We start from the raw sequence: 26,800 nt of genomic DNA, 5'->3' as shown, positions 1-26,800 counted from the left end.
GTTCTTTCTTTTTAAAATAGCCCCGCAAGTGCAGGGCTATAATTCAAGCGAGTACTACTTCTTAAAGAACTCCTTAATTATTGCGTTTCGGTTAATCCTTGCATATACCTTTAGCATCTTAGTGTCTGACCATCCCACTGTTTGTGCAATAGTGACATCTCTCATGCCTTTATAGTTAAGGGCGTTGTGAACGTATGATTTTCTGGCCATGTGGAAATGTAGCTTCGAGTTTACCCCTGCATATTTGGCTATTTCTTTTAGGCTGGCATTCATAGTCTGATTCGAACGTTTAGGAAGTCCTTCCAGCGAACCTCCATACTTGTCTATTATTTCAAGGGCACGGGCACTCAATGGGGTCATATAATTATTTTCTTCCACCTTATCTCTTGGAAAAATAATCCAATAAATCCCCTCATCATCTACGTTCAAGAACTCATCTCTTAGTGAGATATAGTCTGCATACGAAAAAGATGTCTCTTGACAGAATACCCAAGCGTCGGCAACTTCCTGCAAAGACTTTTTGAATTTATACTCATAGACTTTATCCACCTCCCAAGGTTCAAGTACCTTCGGTAATTCTTGTTTCACCTTGAGCAAATCCATATCTTCTACAGGCTTGAAACTTATCTTATTTCTTTTGTAGGCTTGCTTATGCACTGATTTAATCCACATAATATGCCTATTGATATAATAAGGTTTTCGACCGAGCACTTTCATGTAATGAATAAACTCATCCATGACTGACAAATCAAAATTTACGGCTGGTTTCGCCATTCGATTCTTTTCTCTCAAGAACTTCAAAACGTTGTTGGCATACTTTGTGTCGTTCTCTAATGTTTCATCATCGAGCTGACCAGCTTGATTAAGTTCTTGTCTTAAGTCATTGTAGAACCTAATGGCATCAGGCATGGTAAAAATTTCTTGAGGTTTTTTCCTCGAAGCCTTGTCATTACGGTGTAATTCAATCATTTTTGAAGGGTGAATGAACTGATTTGGATTTTCGGCTTCCAGTGTAGTAAGAATCATACGCATTCGTTGCTCAAAATTGTGTAGCGCTTTTTCTTTTTGGGCACTACCCTTTCCCTCAAAACATTTGTGGTCATGATTCCAATTTTTTTTTTCGCAGTCAATTCCAGTACTGAAAGGTTTGGACTCTACCCCATCAATTTTAATCACCGCTTGTAGATTTCCCAATTCTGGATTCTTTGTAGACTTACGAAACCAGTAGTTAATTTGCATGTAGTTAACTTGCTTTAAGAGCGTTTTTTTGGCATTTGTGTAGGTTTTTAAAAAAATTAAGCCTCAAAAATGCTCAAAAACACTAGTTCGAAAAAGTGATGTAAGTAGAAAATTACACGTGTAACTGAGTTTGTAAGCGAGACGAAAAGAAACGTGTTTAGATGAGATTTAGGCGTATTTTGCTGATAGTAAACGATATAAAATAAAAAAGGCAACACCTAAGTATTGCCTTTTATTTACCTCATTTCCGTTATAGTGGACCAGCATGGGCTCGAACCATGGACCCCCTGATTATGAGTCAGGTGCTCTAACCAGCTGAGCTACAAGTCCCTACAAATACACACTGGTAGTGCTTTTTCGTAATAGTGCAAAATTAATGAAATACTCATAATATTGCAAGTGGTCATAGGAAGAATTCAGCAAATAATCTCCTACTTTTGTAGCTACTCACTGATAATGCAGTCATACTCAGTGAGTAAGTACTTGAGAATATTTTTCTATTTTAATCCTCAATAAGCTTCACAATATTATGAACAAACGCAAAATTGTAAATGATCCCGTTTATGGTTTTATCAATATTACCTCTCCTCTTATATTCGACCTTATCGAACATCCCTATTATCAACGCTTACGACGTATAAAGCAACTTGGAACTGCCGATTATGTGTATCCAGGAGCCCTACACACCCGCTTTCATCATGCACTAGGCGCAATGCACCTCATGCAAGAAGCACTTAATGCACTCAAATACAAAGGTCATGATATTTCTGAAGATGAATTTGAATCAGCACAAATGGCGATTTTATTACATGATATTGGTCACGGGCCTTTTTCTCATGTGCTGGAACATACTATATTAAATCATGTACCACATGAAGAAATTTCGCTTTTGTTGATGCAAGAACTCAACAGACAATTTGGAGGTGCGCTCGACATGGCGATCCAGATGTTTAATGACACTTATTCTCGTCGATTTTTTCATCAACTAATTTCTAGCCAACTGGATGTCGACCGTATGGATTACCTCAATCGCGATAGCTTTTTTACAGGGGTACGAGAAGGCTTTATCGGGGCTGACCGCATCTTGAAAATGCTGGATATTGTAGACAATGAATTGGTGGTAGAACAAAAAGGGATTTACTCAATTGAAAACTTCCTGACAGCCAGACGCTTGATGTATTGGCAGGTATATCTACACAAAACTTGTATTTGTGCAGAAACTATGTTGATCCAGATTATCAAAAGAGCTAAAGAACTCATCAAGCACGGAGAAAGCGTATTTACTACTCCAGCATTTGGTCTATTCTTACATGAAGCCGTATCACTTGATGATTTTAAGTCTAATCCAACCTATATTCAGGCATTTACCGAAATGGACGATACAGATGTTTGGGGCTGCATAAAAGTGTGGGCAAAGCATCCTGACAAACTTTTGTCGAGTATCAGTCAAATGCTTTTAGATCGAAAACTTTATAAAATCATTTTGTTAGATGAGCCTATTTCTGATTCCTTCCTTGAAAAAATTCAAATCGATCTATTAAGTCAAGAAAATGTATATCCTGAAGACATCCCGTACTTAATGGTAAAAGGCCATATTACCAATGCTGCATACCTTTCTGAAAAACAAAGTATTAATATTTTAACCAAAGATAAAAAAGTCAAGGATATAGCTGAAGCCTCCGACTTGCCTACGATCAAAGCCTTGAGTAACATCGTCAAAAAATATTACATATGTTGGGCAAAGAATGTATATTTGCAAACTAAATAGTCCAAAACCATTAATGCAGTAAATAGGTTTCATAATTTTTTTGTCTAAAACCACAAGCATAGGTAAACGACTTACCACTCATAATTGATTACATGGAATTTACCGTTGAACAAATTGCTTTTATGCTAAATGGCGAAGTAAAAGGTGACAAGTCACTCAAAGTAAGCCAATTAGCAAAAATAGAAGAAGGAACTGAAGGTACTATCTCTTTTCTAGCGAACCTCAAATATGAACAGTATCTGTATACTACCAAGGCTTCTGCTGTAATCGTAGATAAATCATTTGAGCCGAAAAAAGAGTACTCCCCTACTCTAATATTAGTAGAAAATGCCTATACGGCGTTTACAACGCTCCTTCAAGAATATCAAAAATTGATAGCTGGAAGCAAGAAAGGTATCGAACAACCAAGCTTTATCTCTGAGAGTTCAACACTTGGAGGTAATCATTATGTAGGTGCTTTTGCTTACATCGGAAACAATGTAACAATTGGTGAAAATGTAAAAATTTATCCTCATGCTTATATTGGTGACAATGTGAAAGTTGGAGATAACTCTACCATTTATGCAGGAGTAAAAATTTACGAAGGCTGTGTGGTGGGTAATCATTGTACGGTACATGCCAACGCAGTAATAGGTGCTGATGGATTTGGGTTTGCTCCACAAAGTGATGGAACTTACCAAACCATTCCTCAACTTGGAAATGTGGTATTAGAAGACCACGTAAGTATTGGCGCCAACACTTGTATAGACCGTGCTACTATGGGTAGCACAGTCATCAAAGTAGGTGCTAAAATTGATAACTTAGTACAAGTGGCTCACAATGTAGAAGTTGGCAAAAATACCGTAATAGCAGCTCAAACGGGTATCTCGGGCTCAAGTAAAATTGGTGAGAATTGTATGATTGGTGGACAAGTCGGAATAGCTGGACACCTCCAAATAGCCAATCGTACCATTATTACGGCACAAAGTGGTATTTCCAAAAATATCAAAAAAGAAGGAACTGTACTCAGTGGCTCGCCTGCCGTAGAAAACACAGAAAACCTTCGATCTCATGTATTGTATCGTAAGTTGCCAACTATCGAACAACGTCTTAGAGAAGTTGAAAACAAATTGAAATAAAATTTAGAGTTTATCCCAAAACTCCCAAATGAGCACTTTGCTCACACATATAAAGAAATGAACAATAAACAACACACTATCAAAAAGTCTGTTACGCTGTCAGGCGTTGGTTTGCACACTGGCGTTGTGTCAACAATGACTTTTTTACCAGCTCCACCAAACCATGGTTACAAGTTTCAACGAGTTGATTTACCGGGTCAACCTATTGCAGATGCTGATGTAGACCATGTTGTTGATATTTCTAGAGGTACAACTATCGAACATAATGGCGCACGTATCAACACGGTTGAGCACGTATTAGCTGCTATGGTGGGCTGTCAGGTAGACAATGTGTTGATTCAGTTGGATGGTCCTGAGCCTCCTATCATGGATGGAAGTTCTATCAAGTTTGTAGAAGCAATTCTTGATGCTGGTCTTGAAGAACAAGCTGCAAACCGTAAATTCTTTGAATTAACAGAAGAAGTTAGATATAAAGACCTTGAAAGAGGTGTAGAATTGGCAGCATTACCTCATAGCGATTATCGCCTAACGGTAATGGTTGATTATAACTCAAAATTCTTGAGTAGTCAGCATGCAAATTTGACGCACATCACGCAGTTCAATGAAGATTTTGCTAAATGTCGTACTTTCTGTTTTGTACATGAGTTAGAAGCTCTATACAATGCAGGTCTTATCAAAGGAGGTGACTTATCAAATGCTGTTGTTATTGCAGACCGTGATTATTCTGAAGAAGAATTGGAACATTTAGCGATGGTTTTAGGAAAACCAAAAGTAAGTGTTTCGAAAGAAATTGGTGTGCTTAACAACGTAAGTCTTCATTACAAAAACGAAATGGCTCGCCATAAGTTATTGGATATGGTTGGTGACTTAGCGTTGGTTGGTCGTCCTATCAAAGCTCAAATTTTGGCAGCTCGTCCTGGTCATGCAGCAAACGTTGCTTTGGCTAAGAAAATCAAGAAATTGATGTTAGAAGCTGACAAAAACCAAGTACCAAAATACGATCCAAAACAAACACCAATTCTTACACACGAACGTATTTATCAGCTATTGCCACATCGTTACCCATTCCAAATGGTTGACAAAATCATGTATTTGGATGATGAAAGCGTAGTTGGTATCAAACAAGTAACCATGAATGAAAATTACTTCATGGGACACTTTCCTAACAACCCAGTTATGCCAGGCGTAATGCAAGTAGAAGCTATGGCTCAAACAGGTGGTATTCTTGTACTTAGCTCAGTTCCAGATCCTGAAAATTACTGGCCATATTTAGTAGCAATCGAAAACTGTCGTTTCCGTAAAAATGTAACTCCTGGTGACACCGTAATTTTCAAATGTACGCTTTCCTCACCAATCCGTAGAGGTATTGCTAAAATGCACGGTACAGCTTATGTCGCAGGACAAGTTGTTTGTGAGGCAGATATGACTGCTAGCTTGGTTCGTAAGAGCTAATATAAACTATAGCAATTAGCAATTGAGAATTTATCTGTAGAGAATCTTGATCTGAGTTTTGTGCCAAAAGTATATTTTTAGAGGCTTTTTCTCAGCTAATTATCAGGATTTGACTATGATAAACCGTCATAGTACAATTTTATACAGAAAAGATTTATTACTTTTGACTAATTCTTTTCAAGTCTCAATGCAAAGATTACCGTAATTACTGAGCCTATTGAGTTTGCCTAATGTTGGCAGTGTAAAATTTCGATTAAACACATATTTCAAAAGCGAAGTAATTATTCTGAAAACAATACCATGACACAACCGTTAGCATATATTCATCCAAACGCCAAAATCGCAGAAAATGTAGTTGTTGAGCCTTTTTCAACAATTTATCAAGATGTAGAAATTGGCGAAGGAACTTGGATTGGACCCAACGTTACTATCTTTCCTGGGGCAAGAATTGGTAAAAATTGCCGAATCTTTCCAGGGGCGGTTATTTCTGCTATTCCACAAGACCTTAAGTTTGACGGAGAAGAAACACTAACCATTATTGGAGACAACACGACTATTCGTGAATGTGTTACTATCAACCGTGGTACTAAAGATAAATTTAAAACTGAAGTTGGCAAAAATTGCCTCTTAATGGCTTATGTACATATTGCTCATGATTGCTTGGTAGAAGATAACTGCGTGATTGCCAATAGTGTACAAGTAGCAGGACATGTGCATATCGGCGAGTCAGCTCGTATCGGTGGTGCTTGTGCTATTCATCAGTTTGTGAAAATTGGTAAGCATGTTATGATTTCTGGAGGATCGCTTATTCGCAAAGATGTGCCTCCTTTTACTAAGTCAGCACGCGAACCATTATCTTATGTGGGTGTAAATTCTATTGGTTTACGTCGCAATGGCTTCAGTGATGAGCAAGTCAATTTGATTCAAGATGTGTATCGTTATGTATTCCTCAAAGGATTCAATACTACGGATGCACTGTCAAATATTGAACAAGATATTGCAGCAACTCCTGAGCGTGACGAAATCGTAGAGTTTATCCGTAATGCTGAGCGTGGTATCATCAAAGGACCACTTTAATCAGCCCATTTTACGATTTTAGATTCAATTCAAATAGGTAAGACAGCCCTGCTGTCTTACTTCTTTTTTTATGGAAATCATCACCGAAAATCTAGGAAAAAAATTCAGAAATGAATGGATTTTTAAATCTGTAAATCTTCGTTTTCAGCAAGGACAATCTTATACGTTTACAGGCTCGAATGGTAGTGGAAAATCGACTTTTTTACAGATTCTTTCAGGCTTTATTCCTGCCTCTGAGGGAAAAATCCTCGCATTTAAAAACCAACTCCCCCTCGAAATTGAGCAAATTTATAAGGAAATTAGTATCGCAGCGCCTTATCTTGAGCTTATCGAAGAATTTACGCTAGAAGAACTTCTTCAATTTCATATTCAATTCAAACCGCTGATTCAGCAGTATTCTATCAAAGATTTTATTGAGTTTATTGAATTACCCAAAGCACGCCAAAAAGCCATTAAGCATTTCTCGTCCGGTATGAAGCAAAGGGTAAAATTAGGTTTGACATTTTGGTCAGATACACCAGTATTAATGCTAGATGAACCTTCATCCAACTTGGACGCAAAGGCTACCAACTGGTATCTCGAAAATGTGCAAAAGTATTCTCAAGATCGAATGCTCTTTATTTGCTCTAACCAGCCCAACGAATACGAATTCTGTTCGAACATTTTCAATATTCAAGATTACAAATAACCTTTTGATAAGATTCAAAGGAGTTTTTTTTCAAAAATTTCTTCAAAATCAAGGGATTACCTGAGCAATTCTTATTTTTGTAGTCATTAAATATTCTCAACAAATCAACATTTTTGATTATGAAAAAAATAGCTATCGTTTTCGCTATCGTATTAGGAATACAGATTGGGGCTAATGCTCAAAGTAACTTTGGTGAAAAAATTTCTGAAAAAGGAGCTATCTCTACGACAGATTTAGCAAAAAAAATGGACGGAAAAGAACAAGTCAAGGCAAAAGTTTCTGGAGTTGTAGAATCGGTATGTAAGGTAAAAGGTTGTTGGATGAAAGTTAAGCTAGAAGATGGTTCTAGTATGCGTGTGACTTTCAAGGATTATGGATTCTTTGTTCCGAAGGATATCGACGGAAAAACAGTGGTATTTGAAGGCTTGGCACAAGTTAAAACTACTTCAGTAGGTCAATTGAAGCATTATGCTCAAGATGCAGGCAAAACACAGGAAGAAATTGAAAAAATCACAGAGCCTGAAAAGGCTATTACCTTCGTAGCCAACGGTGTAATTGTGAAATAACATTGAGTGAATTGTAATTTAGCGGATGAGTGATTACTCTCTAAATCCCCTTTCATCAGTTGAGAAATCGTGTTTTTCTTCTGTATTATATTAAATCAAAAAGGCGGTCGAAATTAGATTTTCGATCGCCTTTTTGATTTTATAGTCAATAAATGCCTATTATTTTTGCGTAACCTTCAAGGTGGTTCCCCACAGAGCAATCGCAATAACAGATAAGAAATAAAGGATATTACGAGAATCAATTAAACCTCGACTTAAGGCCTCAAATTGATAGTCTAAGCCAATCTGCGCAAGAATATAACCAAACGAACCCATTAGTGATAATTCTGCTAATTTTCCTACACCATAGTACAAGATTAAACACATCACAAAGCCAATCACAAAAGCCACCACTTGATTATCGGTCAAAGAAGAGGAAAATACTCCCAATGCAGCAAATACACATCCTAGGAAAAACAATCCAATGTAAGAAGTCATTACAGCAGCGGAGTCAATATTTCCCTGCGGATTCCCTAATTGATAAATAGAGTAGTAATAAAGAAGCGTAGGCAATAAGGATAATAAAATCAGAAAACAACTAGCCAAATATTTTCCAAGAACAATTTCCCATGCGCCAAGTGGTTTGGTAAAGAGTAACTCGATAGTACCTGTTTTGAATTCTTCAGCAAAAGCACGCATCGTAATAGCAGGTATCAAAAACAAGAAAATGAATGGGGCAACTTGAAAAAAGGACGTTAAGTCAGCAAAACCATAGTCAAGTACATTGTCCTTGAAGAACCAAACAAATAGCCCAGTAGCGGTCAAGAATACGCCAATTACGATATAACCAATGAGCGAATTAAGAAAGGAATTTACTTCTTTTTGAAAAATTTGAAACATATTGTTTGTATATTTTTTACAGTCATTTCAACTGACACTCCTATTAAACGAATTTGCTAGTGAAGAAGTATTTCTCCACTAGCAAAAGCCTTTTATAATAAGTTTTTAACCTGATAGCTTAGTCAAAAATTGGTTTATCTTTCTTTACAAATGCTGCAATAATCAAAGAAAAGACAAATCCCAACAATATACTTCCCACTACGCCCCAAACAAACATCGCACCAGGACTCATAAACACTTTGGACATCTCCATCGCTTGATCTATTTGCTCAGGCGAAAGTCCTTTTTTCTCCATATCTGCCTCAGCTTTTTTGAATATTTGGTCCATCACCGAGGGGTCGATGAATTTCATATAAACAAAGCTGTAAGCACTAGATAACAGTCCACTTACTGCGGCCATCAGTGCTCCAATACCAAGACCTTGGCCATAGCTCATAAAACCATTGTTTTCTTTCTTGTAAGCACTCATAGCCATAAAGACCCCTATGCCTATGATAATATAAGCGACAAAACCTATAGCTTGATTAGCTACCATCCCTAGCACCATAATAAGGGTACTAAATACGACACTACAAATACCAATAATAATACCCCATTTGAGCGCAACTTTTGTGGTAGTTGTTTGATTTTCCATGATTGATTTGTTAAAAGTTTAGACTTTGGTTTAATAGCAAACTAGCGTTTTGCTGATGCTATTTAACATACTGTCTACGATAATACAAAGAAATCATGATGGATGGTAAAATAGCAATAAGAGGGCGCTGTTTTAGCTCCGTAAATGCAATAGACACTGGGTCAATAGCCTTGATACCAGCAATCAAATTATTGAAATATTCTAGATTCGTTTCCTTAATAATCTGCTGTCTGGCAGTGGTATATTCTTTCACGGCTTCTACCACAAACTTCGCTAATAACTCTTGTCCATGCTGTGTTGAGTAAAACAAATACAAACCTCCTCCAACAATAATTGAAGATGATAAAGCTACCACAAAACATAATGACAAACCCTCCCAAAAATGAAGTGTCTCATCTGGGTTATTTCTTCGATAGCTTTTTACAGCCAGAATCGAAGCTATCAAAATAAATATATTGCTAGGGAATAACTTACCTGAAATCGGAGTAATTCCAATTAAATCAAGAACAACGCTATACCCCAAACAGGCAATGCCTGCAAAGGCACCAAACTTGAGGCTATTTTTCCAAAATGTCTTATTAAACATAAACTTTTAGATTTTATGCAATCACTACCAAAGCTTTGCCTTTGAACGTTTTACCTAAGAATGGTGTATTTTTAGAATTTGAAAGAATGGTGGAATAGGTCCACTCCTTTTCAGGTTCAAATACTGTCAAGTTAGCCTTTGCTCCCTCTGCAATTTGTGGCTGCGCTAAACGTAAAATCTTACGAGGTTGAATCGTTATTTTATCAATCAAGTCTTCTAGTGATAAACCAACGTTATAAGTATTTGCCACACCAAAAAGTGTTTCTAAACCAATAATTCCAAAGTCAGCCATATCGAATTCTAGATTCTTGGATTCATCATCTTGCGGATTATGATCAGAAACAATCGTATCGATGGTGCCATCTGCCAATCCTGCCCATAAAGCTGCTACATCTTTTTGCGTTCTGAATGGAGGATTCACTTTAAAATTAGTATCAAAACCCATCAAATCATCTTCTGTAAAACAAAGTTGATGTACAGCAACATCAGCAGAAATTGGTAACCCTTTTGCTTTAGCCTGACGGATCAACTCAACAGATTCTGCACTTGAAATACACGCAAAATGTAAAAGTGGTAAAGTAGTATCCACTTCTGCAAACGGCGTATCAACTATATATTCTAATAGTTTTAAATCACGCATCACCATGATTTCCTCTGCCATTTGAGGCATCCCTTTCATCCCGATAAGCGTACTTACAGAACCTTCATGCATTTGCCCAAAGTGTGTCAAATCAGTATCTTCTGGACGATTAATTAAAAGGCTTCCGATTGGCGAAAGATATTGAAGTGTTTTAAGGAAAATATCTGGATTTTGAATAGGGTGTTCTCCATCAGTAAATGCTACTGCTCCAGCGTGATGCAAGTCAATCATTTCGGTAAAATCCTTGCCTTCACATTTAAGCGTAACCGCTGCTAATGGATGAAACTTGATAATATCGCCAGATTTACGAAGATAGTGAACGCTCTCACGAGTCTGAACCGTTGGCTTGGTATTAGGCAACAATGCGATTTCAGAGAAACCACCCGCAAGGGCTGCTTTTTCTAGTGAATACAAGCTTTCTTTGTGCTCATAGCCTGGGTCTTTAGCGTGTACACGCATATCGAACCAGCCCAAAGAAACACATAGATTTTCACCTTCAATAATTTCATCAGCTTCGGCAGATATCTGCTCGCCTATTTGGCGAATCACACCGTTTTCGATAAAAATATCTCTAACCTGTCCATTGAGGTCAGCCCCTTTTTGGATAATTTTTGCGGAACGAATCAGAATTTTCATTGTGCTATTTACTCGAATCGTACTTCGAGATATGGTCAAAAAAAAGCCCTGAAAAACAGGGCTTTATACAAAATAGTAATCTAAATTAAAGTCCAATGTGTTGTTTGTAAGTATCAACATCCATCAAAGCTTCTACGTCAGCCAAATTTGATGGTTTGATTTTTACTAACCAACCTTCACCGTAAGCATCAGAGTTAATTGTCTCTGGAGAGTCGATTACAGTTTGGTTTACTTCAAGGATTTCTCCAGCGATTGGCAAGAACAAATCAGATACAGTTTTTACGGCCTCAACTGTTCCGAAAATATCATTTTCAGCTAAAGTTTGACCTACCGTCTCGATTTCAACATAAACGATATCGCCCAATTCGCCTTGTGCGAAATCAGTAATACCAACGATGGCAACGTCTCCATCTACCTTAATCCATTCATGCTCTTTCGTATAGCGAAGTTCTGCTGGGAAATTCATCTCTTATGCGTTTACAGTTTGTAATTTGATAATTTTGTTGAAGAATTATGGTGCAATTTACTGGAAAAACATCAAAATGACAATCTTTCAAACAATGATTTAGTTTAGGTCAAACTAATGCTATAAATCAAAAGTGAACTCAGCTAGAATATCCTTCTGATTAGCAACTCCTTAAGCTTAGTCAGACAAACTAAATCTTACTTGGAAACCAGCCGCTATCGTTGAGCGATAATATAAAGTAGATACCCACGGGTTATTAAACATCTTATCTACGTACATATTCACATTCAATCGCTTGTTGACGTTATAGCTTACCTGCGGTCTAAATTGGAAATTGACATATCCATTGGTCACCACAGTTTCAGCATCTAGCTTTCTTTGAATCGTTCGTGTATCCCTAACAGTCAAGTTCATCTGGAACTTCATATCGTTTGGCAATCGAACTTTTCTACCATTTACCTTAAATGGCACTAACATATTTGCCTTAGTAAATCCCATTCCAAAAGTAAAATCTTTATTACTAAGCTCAGCCACTTGCGAGTTTGATAAGTTTAAGCCTACACTTCTATCTTGTGCATATTCCAAACGAAGAGATATTTTGTTTTTGGTAGTAGCGTTGAATCCTACAAATGGCCCAAATTTCTCTTCGAATTTAATCGTACTCATCACATAAACAGGAATTAGATAGCCTTGCTCATTTACTTTACTAGAAAGTGGATAAAGCATATTATCTATTTTCAGCTCAAATGGATTATCATATTCCAACGACGACACAAAGTTACCTACCGAATAGGTTGAGCTATATCGGTGTGTAATCGAGATATTCGAGAAACGTTCTTTGAACCAACCAACATTGCTCAAACCATTGTAATCTAGTTGCCAGTTTGGCAAAGGAATATTCACAAATGGAGAGAAGCTTACTTTGTTTGGTGAAATACCGCTATACGCTGCAAAGAAGGCTGGAATCAACACATCTTGCGAGTTTATATCGTAGGCCTCATTTCCAGTAATCACTCTCGATGCTTCTAGTCTTTGCTTGATGATATTTCGATATGATTTGAATCTGTTAAAAATACCCGACGACTCATTTGGTGCATTGCTGTCAAATGCTGTCAAGAATGACAGGAAAGTCATCTGATAATTACCTGAGCGCACTGGACTTTGATGTTTGTAAGCCCCTCCCATTTCTGTCGGACGGTAAAACTCTTGGTAATTATCTGTTCTACTCCACTTACCTTCCAACTGTATTCTAAAATCTCTAAATGGCTCTATTGAACTGCCGTAAGTGAAATTTTGCGTTTTGGTTTGGACAAATGGTACGTTTTGAACAATACTTTTCGACAACCAGCCATTGGCTGCTGCTCTTGTTAATACATCATAGTCTTGGCTACCTGTGACAAACCCAAACCCTGGTGCCGAACCATCAGCAGCGCTCATACCCAAGATACCCGACCCTGGCATAAAACCTGGCAAAGTAGTAGATTCATTAATGGTATATCTGACATTGATACCACGAATAGCCATCATCAATCTTGTTACACTTCGTACAAAAGTTGGCTGAGGCTTGATAATATCCTCATCATCACCAGGGCTTCGAGCCACGTTTTTACGTTCAATTCTTGGCTGATTAGCCAAACGTAAAGCACGCACACGGTTGTACAATGCCACAAAGTCAATTTTACCATTAATACCTCTTTCACGAGTATTTTTAATCAAATTTCCTAAAGGGACATCCAAAGAGTCGCGACTGTCATACGAACTAGCCAAGTATTGATAACCAAATTTATGACTATATTCTGCAGACATCCAGTCGGTCAATGGCGACTTGTTGAGCGGTAATCTCCAAACTACACCGAAGTTTTGGTCAAAGTTTTTGGTACGACCCAAATTCTTAATGCTTCTCCAAACCGAATCCTTTTTAGCTTGTGTATCAATCTCCCCTTGAGGTTCGTCGATAATGGCACGGGCATTGGCAGCGTAGTTTACAATAACTGATTTGGTCAAATTCCAACCTAAGTTATACTGACGAGTAAACATCCAATATTTTTCAAACATTGGTGCAACTCCGTCGGTGGTCAATTCGGCATTACGCAATTGTGTTTTCACAAAATTACGATCCATATCTGCACGCACCGTAATAGAGTTCGGCAATGGAGAAATATTGATTTCCTTAATCCATCTCAACAAAGGATAATCCGATTTGATTCCTTTGAATGGTTCGATAGGTTTACTAGTTCCTGCATATGCATACATAATGCCTCCTCTATGCGAAACTTGCTTGTAGGCATCGATCAAAGTATTACTTCGGGTAAGCTCAGCAAACGAGTATGAAATGGCAATATTTTCAATATCCCACAAATGAGCCTTTCCTCCTCCAACTTTTATCTTACGAACATTGGTAAGGTTAATCGCACGGCGCTCAGAGTTATCTTCTACAATTTTCTGAAGCATAGCTCTTTTGGCTGGATCCGTAATATTATTGAGCGATTGTTCGAGCGGAATATCAGGATCAAGAGGGTTAAAATGTGGTGTCGAATTACTTTTATCGTAACTGATATACAAAGGAATTCTCAAGCCCCATTTATCTGGAAACAACTTATCAACGTTAATCGTAGCAGCTATTCCATAGGCATAAGAAGTCTCTCGTGAGCGTTCAGAAATTTTAGACTGTACACCTCCGAAACCATATCCTTTGTAGGAGGCATTTAGAGTAACATTAGCAAAATCGGCCAACTTGAGACCTAGTTTCCCTACAGCGGCATTGCCAGAGGTTTGGTCAAATCCATTAGAGCGTAACTCATCCACCCAAATACAGAATGATTTGGGCAACTCATCTGAGGATTTTGGATTTCTAACCCCAATCATTAAAGACACTATGGCACTCAAATCTGGTCGCCCTACTACACGTACTCGATACAATTGTCCATTGTTACCTACCACACTATCCATAAGATATGGTGTGGTTAAGGCTACTTGGGCTTTATCGCGTTGTAATTTTGCCGCACGCAAAGCATCAAATGGAATATCTATTTCGTTTTCGAGTGGCCACACTTCCTGTGGCAAATAAGATCCTTTGCCCTTTGGTGTAATTGATAAACCACGCGTTTCTACTTCATAATAATTATCTGTTTGATCTGTACCAATTCTTACAAATGCTGAAATATCTCCTGTTCTTGTATTAGCATCGTCTGTTTCGGCGTGGATAAACATTTTTAGATTTTTGTAATTCAAGAAATCAAATACGGTATTCTTGAAAACCGCACGCGAATCGCCATCACGTAAACCGTCTACGCAAAGTGACATCGACTGTTCGTTCAAGGCAACATTGTTTACCGTAGTTACATCACGATCTCGTTCAAAGCCTGGTGGCACTGCATATGGTACAGTTTTACCAGCTTTGTTGGCAGGTCCATTCTCATCAATATTTACCGTCGAAACCTTAAAGTTTGCATCATAAGGCTCTGGAACTTCTTGTAGACCTCTTGGCGTCAATTCGCCAGTGTAAGTACGGTATTGATAACCCGACAATTGGAAAGAAGCAAAGCGAAATACTACAGGTGCTTCCCAATCAGTAGTAACCATTCGGATAAAGCGCATTGACTTAAATCCATTGATATTACCTACCTTATTTGAATAGTTTTTGATTGGTATTCTAAACAAATACCAGCTCACTCCTCCTTCTGTGATTTGGTCAACAATGTAATTTTGACCCACCGCCATTTTCTCCTTTTTCATATCGAGTTCATACTCGTAATAGGCATCTGTGTCAGTAATGGTGTTATCATTGTTCAAATCCTCTCTATCTGGTTGTTGATTACTAGCTTCTGTATAACCCGATGCAGTACTTGTTGAAGAGGGCGGAGAGTTATTTTCTAAGCCCATGTAATTTTTGTAACGTTTTACAAGGCTGGAAGTGCTACTATATCGTTCGTTCAGGTAGTGAATAAAATCATCACCTGAAGGGTCTTCTTCAATTTCAGACTTGATATTTGCATCAATGTTCAACCCTTGGATGGTTCGAACATAATCAGCAAACTTTGCTTTTTCATTCCAAATATTATCAAAACTTGTTGGGTTATTAGGCAAACCGTCCAAACCTACGTCCTGCTGTTCACGACCATTTTGTAAGTCAAAAGCGTTGGTTACAAATTGACGTGTAGGTGCAAGTCCCCAAACGGTAGAGTCTACATTGGCCAAAGAACCTTGGGTAATTTTTTGCCCTGTAGGAATACCATTTTCAAAATTGTAACGTCCATCAGGTATAAAATCCTCAGAAATATCTCCAAGGTTGAATATCAGTTTTCCACCTGTACGGTTACGTATTAAACTAGCCTCCTTGTCTTTATCAAAATCACCAGTGGAACGAACAATACCCGTTCTATTTCCTGAATTTGCCGTTGCGCCTGCATCTACATCCGCAAATGGATCCATCATCCAAAACTCTAAGGTTTCGATATTGGCATTATCAAAGTCTGTATCTGAGCTAATTGCACGTGTGATAGCACCAAAGTTTTTCTTCGGATTGGCGATAAACTGATCCAGTTTAGGATTGTAATTATATATCCCTCTCTCTCCAGGGAAATAGGAAACGTCCAAAATACCAACAGGAACGTTGATATTGTTAACCACTGAGCGGTTTGGAAATAAGGCTTGTGATGATACTACACGCTCGTAGGCATAATTTGCTACATCTTGGGAGTTGATTCCCAAACTACCCGTTTCCAAACTACTTGTTCCATACAAACTGTAATCGACGGTATAGGCTGAAATCTTTGCACGATTAAAATTGCTTTCCGTTGAGTTAGGGGACGTAATGGGCACAATTGTTTTTGGAACAGACCCCGGTCTCCAAGAGTTTGCTTGGGTATTTAGACTAAAAATATTTCTAGCAGATTCAAAATCATCGATAAAGGCATTACTATTCACGGCACTATTTACCCCAGGAATAAGTCGAGCAAATTCTCCTTGAAAATCAATGGCTGAAGTTTCTTTGGTTGAAATCAATGGTAAAGCATCCACCAATCGAGTTAAGAGCAACGATTTTTTCTGAATAGCTGCATCCAAACCAAACATTGTGTTATTGATTGGTTCATTACCAATTTGTACTCTTCGTAAGAAATTGGGAGGAGTTTCAGAAAGATGTTCTAATGTTCCTCCTAAGTGAATATCTTTTCCTAAGGTGTAATCTATATGCGTCCCTAAAAGGGTACGAATCTGATTGTTAAATAGGTCTGGTTTTTCATAACAAATTCTAATTTCTCTTCCTGAATTTGAAATTCCAGAGTTAAGGATTTTGACACGCCCTACTTGTGGTTCAACAATATAATCCACCCCTGGCGTTAGTGATACCCCACCAGCAGTTACCTGAACAGAGTTACCGTCAACCCCCAAAGGCAAGTTTACATCTCCCCCAAGTGATGATTGATAACTACCTTTTAAGAAAAATTTATTCTTACTCGCAATTTGTTGTGCATCAGCTAGTGTCGATGTATAGAGCTTATCGAATACATACTTATCAACCAACTGTGACTCATCTGCTTCAAATTTCTTTCTGAGAGTACCTCCAAATGGTTCAAGGACAGGAAAAATGATTTTACCATTTCTACTATCCACCGTAACTCCTTCAATAAAATCGAAATTACCATCGGTTTGACGGTCACCATTTTGGTTCATTTTATCAAGTCCCAAAACTTGAACTAAAGGAATATCTTTCACATTGCGACCTTCCAACAAACTTGGATTGTCGATACCTGTATTATCGTCTTTGTAAATAACACGTAATTGAAAACCTGTTTTAGAAATCTGAGAACCATTTAATGAATAAACGTTTTTCATCATCAAATTCCACATCGGGTGATTCAATACGTTACGAATAGTTGAAGACTTCAAAAGTTTTAATACCAACACTTCATTATCCTGACGATTTTGGTAATCCTCTGTTAACTCTCCAACCTTATATTTTTGACCATTCATGGTATACTCATAAGATACGGCAAGCACTTCATCATTACGAAGTGGCGTAACCAAGGAGATATAACCTAATTCAGGACTAAAACGATACTCTCTTTCTGTAAGCTTTTTGGCACCACGCAATACATCAAAGTCGGTTCCTTTGTCCAATCCATCGGCTACGAGCAAACTTGTAGTCTGGTCTGCTTTGCGGATTGAAGTATTCGCCGAATTTGGATCTAAATACTTATTATAAAGCGTGTTGTTTTTGTTGTTTACTGGTGTGCTCCCATTCGCTCCCGAAGTAGGTGCTACCCCATTATTGGGATTGTAAGGGTTGGTTGGCGCACCTTCACCCAAATCAGAAAAACCCACAATATTGCGGAGCGTTTCTGTATTTTGAGAACGGTTAGTAACATATACCTCCAAACGAGTAATGGTAATACCCGAAGAAATATAGGCAGTTTCGGTACTCGTTGTGCTACGTGAACTTTGAGATAAATCAGTTGAAGAAGTAGTACTATTCAAAGAATTGGTCGAAACGCCAGAAGACATTACCGAAACACTCTTCAGTGAACTTTCATATTTATTACGGAAAAATGTCGATAGGAAAAAGTGACGGTTTTCGTCGTAATTATCTGCGCGAATTTCGAAAGTTTTACCCTGCGAACCACCTTTTAGGGTAATACAGTCTTGTTTGGAACGCTGCTGTGCAGCGACCAAAGTAACATCTACTTTACCAAAACGCATCAAAGTTTTCAGACCAAATAGGTTCTGAACACCTGGAATAAGTTGGCTATTGAGCGTCCAAGAGGTATTTCCTACTTCGATGTTTTGGAGTATATCTTCTTCATTTGAGCGCCAGTTAAGTTTGAGTTGATTTTGAAAATTGAAACTTGCCTTAGTATCAAAGTTGGTATTGAGATTAAACTTATTACCAATTTTTCCTTGAAAGTTAATTTGAGCTTGCTCGTTAAAGTTCAAATTTCCGATATATCGTTGCTGAACAGGAATGGCTGGGTTATCGATAAATTGCCCAATGTAACCAATGTCGAGTAAGATATTTCCGTTGGGTTTAAAATCTATCTCAGACCCGCCAAAAATTCGGTCAATAGCAGGTGGAAGTTCTATCTTAGGTAGAATACCCCGCCCTCGAGTTTCATCTTTTCCATCTTGAGAGGCTGCATATTTTTTCCAATAGTCTCGAACAAAACGATTTTGTTGCACCTGCTGATACTCTTCAAAGGTCATCTGTTGTGATGGCCTGTAATTGGCATCAGAGCCCGTTAGTTTCTCATAAACCGTTATACGCCCAGCCGAATCCAACTTAAATTCTGTGGAAGTCGATTTAGTATCCTTTATGATAAATGGAGAAGAAGGCGAACGATCAGAGAAACGGTTAGTATAACGATCTTTGATTTTATATTTGGGACGACGCCCAGATTTTTGTACCGTATCGGCGGGTACAGAAACGCCTAAAAACGGCTTGCTTGTCCAAAGAGACTCAGGACTACGCAGAGGGAACTCCCACGCGAGTGAAGCAAATACCGATAAAACTAAACTTCCAGAAAGTATGTAAAACTTTTTCCTTTGCACAGTTGATTGCTTAAAAGTCAAAATCTTGGTGAATTCAAAATGGCACAACAAAGCCAAAACGTCCAACAAGCTCTTATATTTTGGAACATGGGCTTTTTTTGGAAGCCCATGCTATAATTGAGGCTGAATTGTCTATTAAATTATCGTAAAGCAAGCTTGATAAGTTGCTCAACCGATAGGCTGTCGCCTTCTTTCTTGATAATGGTATCCAAACTCTTTTCTGCCACATTTTTAGGAATACCCAGTGTTACTAGTGCTGCCAGTGCCTCACCACGCACTTTATTGCCAGAAGGAGCCAATAATGATGTTTGGGTACCTCCTATTAATATTTCTTTCTTCAACTTATCTTTCAGTTCGATAATAGCACGTTGGGCAGTTTTTGCACCAATACCTTTAATGCTCTGAATCGTTTTGACGTCCTCATTTACCAAAGCCTGACGGATTTCGCCAGATGACAATGACGAAAGCATAATTAAGGCTGTATTGGGTCCAATACCCGAAACGCTGATGAGATCTAAAAACAAGGTTTTTTCGTCAAACTCCTTAAACCCATAAAGCACATGGGCATCCTCACGGATATTGAGATATGTGTAGAGCTTACAACGTTCTGTTCCATCTTGGAGAGCGCTGTAAGTTTGTAGTGATATTTTGATTTCGTATCCTACTCCTTGGACGTCGATAATAACAAAGGCTGGATCTTTATGCGCAAGCTTACCATCTATATAGGCAATCATAATTCTTTTTGTTTGAATAATAAAGTTTGATATATGGCCGAAGAAATACTCCTAGCAAATCAGAAAGAGGTATTTAATGCAGGTTTTAGAAAATATACAGCTCAAGTTTTGCTTGTGCTCACACCAAACTTGTAATATTACTATACAAAATCATACCAGTTTATTGTATTATGGCTAGCATTTTTTTGTGGCAAAAAACAACTTGGATGATAACTTTCCTTGAGAATTGTATCTTTCAAAAATACAGAAAAAGTCCGCATAAGCCAAATTGCCTTTATGCGGACTTTTAAATGATTTAATATCAGTGTAAGTAACTTAAGATACGCGAAGCTTCATACCAGCTTTAACAACGTTACCTTTAATTCCATTCATTTTTTTCAATTTTTCTACAGAAATACCTCCATAGCGTTGTGAAATATTCCAAAGGGTATCTCCTTGTTCAACAGTATGAAACTTTACTTTACCCTTACGAATGTCTTCTTTTTCTCTCACATTTGAGCGAGCATATTTCTCAGAACTTGTTACTGCCGATTCCTTGAAAATCACTAAGGTTTGTCCTGTTTGAATACCAGACTTACGCAGTTTATTCCAAACCTTTAAGTCATACACTTCAACATTGAATTTATCAGCAATGGCAAAAAGATTATCGCCCTTATGAACCTTGTATGTGATTTTTTTAGGTTTACGTTTGATTACCTCCTCTACATCGTCCTCAACTAGTTGTTCAGTAGGTTTGTTTACTACCACAATAGGTACTGAATCTTCACGCGACTGTTGTTGACCTGCTAATTCTACCCCAGCAGGAACGAGCATATTGGTTGGCATTTTTGAAGCAGAATCCATAATCATTAAACGATTTGATCTGAAATATGCCAGTTCACTTTTAGGGAGTTTTAGCGAGAAATTACGGGTATTATTTGGTAAAATATGAGTCAGGATATGAGGATTAAGTTTTTGGATGCTTTCCAAATTGATATTAGCCATTGTGGCCAATTTATCTAAATCCAAATAAGAGTTAATCTGAATTGTATCGTGTTCGATCGCTAACTCATAATTTTCAGGCACAATATCATGAGAGTCTGCATGATTCATCATGTACAAAATACCTATGTATTGTGGCACATATCCTCTTGTTTCTTTAGGCAAACAGTTATAAATATCCCAAAAAGTTTGTCCTCCATTACAACGACGAATCGCACGACGAACATTACCAGGGCCTGTATTATAAGCTGCCAAAACTAAATGCCAATCTCCAAAAATATTGTACAACTGACGCATATAGCGGCATGCTGCTTCTGTAGCCTTTTCTGGGTCAAATCGCTCGTCTACGTAATCATCAATTTTTAATCCAAAATCTATTCTAGCTGTTTTAGGCATAAATTGCCAAAGTCCACCCGCACCTACACGAGACATGGCTCTTGGATTCAAGCCTGATTCAATCAGTGATAAGTACTTTAATTCGTCGGGTAAACCGTATTTCTTGAGATATTTTTCATACAAAGGAAAATACATATCCTTTCGTTCGAGCATTGTTTTGGTAAATGAAGGTTTACGAAAAGCAAAATACTCCACGAACTGGTGGGTAGTATTATTGTAAGTCAATGGAATTTCTCTCTGAAGGGCTTCTAAACGAGGCTTAACAATGTTGGGGTCAATTAACCATGTGGGCTCTACAACAGCTGGGGGTGTTGCCGTTTGCGGATACACTGGCTTTACCGAAAGTGAGTCCACGGTACTTTGATTTTCGGTGGTCGATGAGGCTGCTGATACCTGTGCTTGGCTGCTTATAGCAACCATCAACAGTGAACCTGCCAAAATCGAGCGAATTGTAGTCAATGTCATTTAATTCTCTAATAAGGATTTACGGAATTTAATATCTCTGGCGTGTTATGCGTGCTCAACCCGTAGGCAATATGAGAAGCTTTTGAAACACTTTATCTTTTCTAAATTCTTATGGGCAGTGTGTTTATCTGTTCTTTTTGAAAATATCAATTTTCGGACATTAAACAAAGTTACTGATTTTTAACTAAGTAAACCACAATTTTATTGTACGACAAAAACAAAGTATTGAATTATTACAAGAAACATTAAGAATACTTCTATTTTAAGGGATTTTCGAAACTCATCCTCTGTGTGTATCTGTAGGGTCTAAAAAAATTGTGTAGACTAAAGTATTCCCATAAACAAAAAGTCTAACATCAATCTAGGTTTAGACTAATGTTAGACCTCAAACTTTATATTACCTAAGTCTTGACGGTCTGTTAACCGTCATACTAAAATTCTAATTTAAGCTCTTTGCAAAATTTAGCAAGGCCTCCTCTTGGAATGCTCCTGCCATAATTTGGAAACCAATTGGCATACCATCGTTATCAACACCATTAGGAATCGAAATAGCTGGCAAACCTACCACATTGGCTTGAACAGTAAACAAGTCACCCAAATACATTTGAATAGGATCTGATGTCTTCTCTCCTATTTTGTAAGCAGTAGTTGGCGTGGTCGGACAAACCAAAAAGTCATATTCAGATAATAATTGGTCTGTGTATTCTTTAATCAACCTTCTCACTTTCTGTGCTTTGGTGTAATAGGCGTCATAATAAGAGGCACTTAATACAAAGGTACCCAACATGATACGGCGCTTTACCTCTTTGCCAAATCCTTCAGCTCTTGATTTTTTGTACATTGACATCAAATCAGTAGCCTGATTGGAACGGTGACCAAACTTTACTCCATCAAAACGAGATAGGTTAGAGCTAGCCTCCGCCGTTGTTAAAATATAATACGTTGGAAGAAAATACTTGATTAATGGAAAATCTACCGCTTCTACTACATGACCTGCTGCTTTGAGCGCCTCAAGTTTTGCCCAAGTAGCTTCGCGTACTTCTGGTTGAAGACCAGTACTTTCAACAGCCTCTTTCAAGTACCCAATTTTCAAGGTTTTATGAGTCGTATCTAAAGCTGAATATTGAGGAACATCTAAGGTTGAAACAGTACTATCTTGATCGTCTTTTCCTGCAATTATCTCTAATAATATTGCTGCGTCTTCCACCGATTTAGTAATAGGTCCAATACAATCAAATGATGACGCATACGCAATAAGACCCCATCTTGATACTCTGGTGTAAGTAGGTTTTAAACCCACCAAGCCACAAAAGCCAGCTGGCATACGTACGGAACCACCTGTATCAGTACCCAATGATGCCAAACACATATCGGCCTGTACTGCAACCGCCGAACCACCCGAAGAACCACCTGCTACACGATTTTCACCAACTACATTGAGACAAGCTCCATACGCTGAGTTTTCGTTGGTCGAGCCCATCCCAAATTCATCACAGTTTTGAGAACCAATGATAATAGCATCAGCATCAATTACCCTTTGAACGGCAGTAGCATTAAATTGAGATTCAAAACCATCAAGGATTTTACTACCTGCTGCTGAAGGATGATCTTTATAGCATAATAGGTCTTTGATACCAATCACCATACCTGCCAATTTACCAGCAGTTCCAGCTTTGATTTTTTGATCAATTTCATCAGCTTTAGCCAATGCTTCTTGGTCAAACACTTTCAGGAAGGCATTTAATTGGTTATTTTTTTCAGCAATATTTTGAAGATAAAATTCTACAAGTTGGCGGCAGGTAATATCTCCTGCATATAAATCAGCTTGGATACTCTGTAGTGATGTATAGTTTTTCAAGGTAACAGAAAGTAAATAAAATGGTAATGACTATAAAAAAACAAGAGCATAGTCAGGATTGCAATGCAAACCTAACTATGCAATTATGTAAGGTAATAAGTACAGGAAAACAGCGTGTTACGCACTATTTTCGGCAATTTGATTATGCTACGATTGGTACTGAGTTTTGAGACCCAGTTATACAAATCAAATATGAGCCAATACTATTTTGTATCGTCCAAACCTTTTGTAATTTGCTCCTGAACGTCTTTTTGTGCGTCTTTGAATTCTTTGATACCTTTACCCAATCCTTTCATTAATTCAGGCAATTTTTTTCCACCAAAGAATAACAACATAGCTAAGCCAATCAACAATAATTCGCCGCCACCTAAACCGTTCAAGAATAATAAGATTGAAGTCAGTTCCATTTCCGTATTGAGTTAAAAATTTTTGTAAATATACTTAATGATTTTGGATTATGGACTTTTCACTACCGATATTTTGGCAATTGAAGTCCTGAAGAATTTTGGTTTACTTATTCGATACTAAAGTCTTGAAAAAGTTGATTTCTTTCCCAAGCTTCAAAGTTCTCGATGTCTTCATGCAATGCTCTAAAAAGCCATAACACAATGGCAAGGTCGTCCGTCAAGCCAATAATGGGCAAAATATCAGGAATGACATCTATTGGTGACACAAAGTAAATCAAAACTGCTACAATTTTGAGAATTGTTGGCCAAGGTACTATACGGTATTGTCCCGATACGTACGCTTTTACCATTCTCGACAAGGTGGTAAGTTTGTCTGTTAAGACTTGACCCACACCTTTATTTTCTTTATCAGCAATATCTTTTGCTTTAGAAAGTACCTCTCTCAGTAACTCCAAAAGAGCCAAACTTCCCATGGCATATTTGCTGGCTTTTTTGGTTGCACTCTTAAAAAATATTGAATTTAATACTCTCGAAGCTAAATCGTCTTGTGCCATATTTTAAAGTTATTTAACAGAACATGGGCACTATTTTATCTATATTTCGCTTAACATAGTATAGCTAATTTTCAAAAATTGTTACCCTCAAAATTTACCGAAAGTTAGTAAATTTAATATTGTGGTAAAACATAAAACGCTACAAGCGGCGTTTTTGATATATAAAGTGTTTAAATTATTCATAAATGATGAGATAAATCAATTGATAATCAAAAGATTGTTTGTCTTTCACATTTATCATGTACCAATAAAGTAATAGAAAAGGCAAATATACCATTTAGCAACTTTCCTATAAAAAATTTACATAATTTTAGAAATCCATGTTTTCAGAATGCCTAAATGCTTTACATTTGTAGGGTCTTGCTACAAAGACAAACAATGCAAAAAAGTAGATGTTTGAGCAAAATTCAAGGCGTTGTTCTCCATTATGAAAGCATTGATTGAATCATTCTATTTAACAAAACAATTAATCAAAAATCATCATGTCTAAAATAACTGTCGTGGGTGCAGGGGCCGTGGGTGCTACTACTGCCGATAACATTGCTCGTAAAGAATTAGCAGACGAAGTCGTGTTGCTGGATATTAAGCAAGGGTTTGCAGAAGGAAAAGCCTTAGATATGTTCCAAACAGCTGCGCTATTGGGCTGGGACACAACTTTAACTGGTGTTACGAATGATTACTCAAAAACTGCTAATTCAGACGTAGTAGTTATTACGTCGGGGCTTCCACGTAAACCGGGTATGACACGCGAAGAACTCATTGGAGTGAACGCTGGCATTGTAAAATCGGTGGTGGACAATATCTTGCAATACTCACCAGATGCCATTTTTGTAATCGTTTCAAACCCTATGGACACAATGACCTATTTGGCATTGAAAGCTTCGGGACTTCCTAAAAACCGCATCATTGGTATGGGTGGTGCTTTGGACTCGGCTCGCTTCAAGTGCTATTTGTCACTGGCCATGAATGTTTCTCCAAACGACCTCCATGCTACTGTAATCGGTGGTCATGGTGATACCACTATGATTCCTTTGAAGCGCCTTGCTACTTGGAATGGTACGCCTGTAGCCAACTACTTGGATGGTGCAACACTTGATAAAGTAGCAGCAGATACTATGGTAGGTGGCGCAACACTTACAGGTTTGTTAGGTACTTCGGCTTGGTATGCGCCAGGTGCAGCATCAGCAGCAGTAGTAGAATCAATTATCCGTGACGAAAAACGTGTGATTCCTTGCTCGGTATTCCTCGAAGGCGAATATGGTCAGTCAGATATCTGTTTGGGTGTGCCAGTTGTTCTTGGTAAAACAGGTTGGGAAAAAATCATTGATTACAACCTCAACGAAGAAGAGCAAGCATTATTTAGCAAATCAGCTGATGCAGTTCGTAATATGAACAACGTACTTTCAACACTTAGTTTGTAATTGTATGATTGAAAAATGGGTGATTATCACAAAAACCATTTTTCATACTTCATTATCAACTAGTGAAACATAATAAAAGGCGACCTCAAATATGAAGTCGCCTTTTAATTTTCATTGAAAAAATATGCCTTAAATATCTATCTTCCGTCTGGAGCGAAATCTAAACGTGTGACAAAGTATTCCGTATCTCCCATCCAAGAAAACTTCATATATCGTTGTTCATAATGCAAACGAACACGCTTTCCTGTAAGCATAGCATCCTCTAACTGTTGTACAATTTTTTCGTCGTTATTATCTACCGTAAAAGCCCACATATTATTGACCATATTCCCCACTTGCCCTTGCGCACCTACGTTGAGTTCTCCTTCAAAAGTTTTGAACATCACCCCTTTTTTAGAGAACTTTGACACAACACCTGCGCGCTCTCCTTCTGAATATGAGATTTTTGTGAGTAAAAAAGATCCAACAACCGCTAAAAGTGCGATACTTATGATGCTGATAATTAATTTTCTAAAAAATGCACTAGTGGCTTTTTTTGCGGCGTCGAATTGTTCGTTGAATGCCATACTTGTTTGGACGTTTTGTGTGAAAATTATCTTGCTGTTTATGAAGTCGAAGCTATGGTTTATCCAAAAAGCATCAACAGAACTCCATATTTGTTTCTAATTCTTGTAAAAAGACCCTTGTGAT

The 26,800-nt window shown here is 37.8% G+C and carries 20 protein-coding genes and 1 tRNA gene; 7 read left to right on the top strand and 14 right to left on the bottom strand.

All coding sequences use genetic code 11. The features are described from left to right. Positions 1–54 precede the first annotated feature (54 nt). Complete coding sequence (locus tag QM524_RS06925) at positions 55–1,239, bottom strand: tyrosine-type recombinase/integrase (RefSeq protein ID WP_283344001.1); 1,185 nt, start codon at positions 1,237–1,239, stop codon at positions 55–57. A gap of 256 nt (positions 1,240–1,495) precedes the next feature. Further along, positions 1,496–1,569 (bottom strand) — tRNA-Ile (locus tag QM524_RS06920). A 199-nt stretch (positions 1,570–1,768) separates the two neighbouring features. Between QM524_RS06920 and QM524_RS06915 the strand changes: the two genes are divergently transcribed. From QM524_RS06915 to QM524_RS06890, 6 genes are all read left to right on the top strand, one after another. Next, the gene (locus tag QM524_RS06915) at positions 1,769–3,007 is read left to right on the top strand and encodes an HD domain-containing protein (RefSeq protein ID WP_283344000.1); all 1,239 of its coding nucleotides are present in this window, start codon (positions 1,769–1,771) and stop codon (positions 3,005–3,007) included. Positions 3,008–3,099: 92 nt separating this feature from the next. Then, positions 3,100–4,125, top strand: a complete 1,026-nt coding sequence (lpxD, locus tag QM524_RS06910) for a UDP-3-O-(3-hydroxymyristoyl)glucosamine N-acyltransferase (RefSeq protein WP_283343999.1) — start codon at positions 3,100–3,102, stop codon at positions 4,123–4,125. A 57-nt stretch (positions 4,126–4,182) separates the two neighbouring features. Then, positions 4,183–5,577: a bifunctional UDP-3-O-[3-hydroxymyristoyl] N-acetylglucosamine deacetylase/3-hydroxyacyl-ACP dehydratase gene (locus tag QM524_RS06905; protein WP_095166819.1), complete on the top strand. Its 1,395-nt coding sequence runs from the start codon at positions 4,183–4,185 to the stop codon at positions 5,575–5,577. Positions 5,578–5,877: 300 nt separating this feature from the next. After that, positions 5,878–6,654, top strand: coding sequence for an acyl-ACP--UDP-N-acetylglucosamine O-acyltransferase (lpxA, locus tag QM524_RS06900; RefSeq protein ID WP_095166817.1), 777 nt, complete (start codon positions 5,878–5,880; stop codon positions 6,652–6,654). Between the two features lie 70 nt (positions 6,655–6,724). Then, entirely contained in the window at positions 6,725–7,342 is a 618-nt protein-coding gene (locus QM524_RS06895; protein ID WP_283343998.1) for an ABC transporter ATP-binding protein, read from the top strand. 119 nt (positions 7,343–7,461) lie between these two features. Next, positions 7,462–7,908, top strand: a complete 447-nt coding sequence (locus QM524_RS06890; RefSeq protein WP_283343997.1) for a DUF4920 domain-containing protein — start codon at positions 7,462–7,464, stop codon at positions 7,906–7,908. Between the two features lie 159 nt (positions 7,909–8,067). Here the strand turns inward: QM524_RS06890 and gldF are convergent, their stop codons facing one another. The 11 genes from gldF to QM524_RS06835 form a co-directional block, all read right to left on the bottom strand. After that, on the bottom strand, positions 8,068–8,787 hold the full coding sequence (gene gldF / locus QM524_RS06885) for a gliding motility-associated ABC transporter permease subunit GldF (RefSeq protein WP_166578460.1): 720 nt from the start codon (positions 8,785–8,787) through the stop codon (positions 8,068–8,070). Between the two features lie 118 nt (positions 8,788–8,905). Further along, positions 8,906–9,421, bottom strand: coding sequence for a DUF4199 domain-containing protein (locus QM524_RS06880; RefSeq protein ID WP_283343996.1), 516 nt, complete (start codon positions 9,419–9,421; stop codon positions 8,906–8,908). Positions 9,422–9,479: 58 nt separating this feature from the next. Beyond that, complete coding sequence (locus QM524_RS06875; protein WP_283343995.1) at positions 9,480–10,007, bottom strand: DUF4199 domain-containing protein; 528 nt, start codon at positions 10,005–10,007, stop codon at positions 9,480–9,482. Between the two features lie 13 nt (positions 10,008–10,020). Continuing rightward, positions 10,021–11,283: a dihydroorotase gene (locus QM524_RS06870; RefSeq protein WP_283343994.1), complete on the bottom strand. Its 1,263-nt coding sequence runs from the start codon at positions 11,281–11,283 to the stop codon at positions 10,021–10,023. A gap of 85 nt (positions 11,284–11,368) precedes the next feature. Next, positions 11,369–11,749: a glycine cleavage system protein GcvH gene (gene gcvH / locus QM524_RS06865; protein WP_166552144.1), complete on the bottom strand. Its 381-nt coding sequence runs from the start codon at positions 11,747–11,749 to the stop codon at positions 11,369–11,371. 177 nt (positions 11,750–11,926) lie between these two features. Next, positions 11,927–19,294, bottom strand: coding sequence for a T9SS outer membrane translocon Sov/SprA (gene sov, locus QM524_RS06860; protein ID WP_283343993.1), 7,368 nt, complete (start codon positions 19,292–19,294; stop codon positions 11,927–11,929). A gap of 140 nt (positions 19,295–19,434) precedes the next feature. Beyond that, complete coding sequence (gene ruvA, locus QM524_RS06855; RefSeq protein WP_283343992.1) at positions 19,435–20,028, bottom strand: Holliday junction branch migration protein RuvA; 594 nt, start codon at positions 20,026–20,028, stop codon at positions 19,435–19,437. 315 nt (positions 20,029–20,343) lie between these two features. Then, the gene (locus tag QM524_RS06850; RefSeq protein WP_283343991.1) at positions 20,344–21,870 is read right to left on the bottom strand and encodes a lytic transglycosylase domain-containing protein; all 1,527 of its coding nucleotides are present in this window, start codon (positions 21,868–21,870) and stop codon (positions 20,344–20,346) included. A gap of 439 nt (positions 21,871–22,309) precedes the next feature. Then, on the bottom strand, positions 22,310–23,728 hold the full coding sequence (gatA, locus tag QM524_RS06845; protein ID WP_283343990.1) for an Asp-tRNA(Asn)/Glu-tRNA(Gln) amidotransferase subunit GatA: 1,419 nt from the start codon (positions 23,726–23,728) through the stop codon (positions 22,310–22,312). A gap of 203 nt (positions 23,729–23,931) precedes the next feature. Then, entirely contained in the window at positions 23,932–24,135 is a 204-nt protein-coding gene (locus QM524_RS06840; protein ID WP_095166444.1) for a Sec-independent protein translocase subunit TatA/TatB, read from the bottom strand. 107 nt (positions 24,136–24,242) lie between these two features. After that, a complete protein-coding gene (locus QM524_RS06835) occupies positions 24,243–24,689 on the bottom strand; it encodes a YkvA family protein (protein ID WP_095166442.1) in 447 nt (148 codons plus the stop codon). Between the two features lie 482 nt (positions 24,690–25,171). Here QM524_RS06835 and mdh point away from each other — a divergent pair, with 482 nt between their 5' ends. After that, positions 25,172–26,110, top strand: coding sequence for a malate dehydrogenase (mdh, locus tag QM524_RS06830; protein WP_095166440.1), 939 nt, complete (start codon positions 25,172–25,174; stop codon positions 26,108–26,110). Between the two features lie 137 nt (positions 26,111–26,247). On the opposite strand, the gene QM524_RS06825 is transcribed toward mdh, so the two are convergent. Continuing rightward, a complete protein-coding gene (locus QM524_RS06825) occupies positions 26,248–26,676 on the bottom strand; it encodes a hypothetical protein (protein WP_166578465.1) in 429 nt (142 codons plus the stop codon). Between the last annotated feature and the right edge of the window lie 124 nt (positions 26,677–26,800).

The sequence above is a fragment of the Flectobacillus roseus genome (assembly GCF_030056595.1).
Taxonomy (GTDB): domain Bacteria; phylum Bacteroidota; class Bacteroidia; order Cytophagales; family Spirosomataceae; genus Flectobacillus; species Flectobacillus roseus.
Note: the sequence above shows the minus strand (reverse complement) of the source record. Positions and strands in the feature narration are given on the sequence as shown.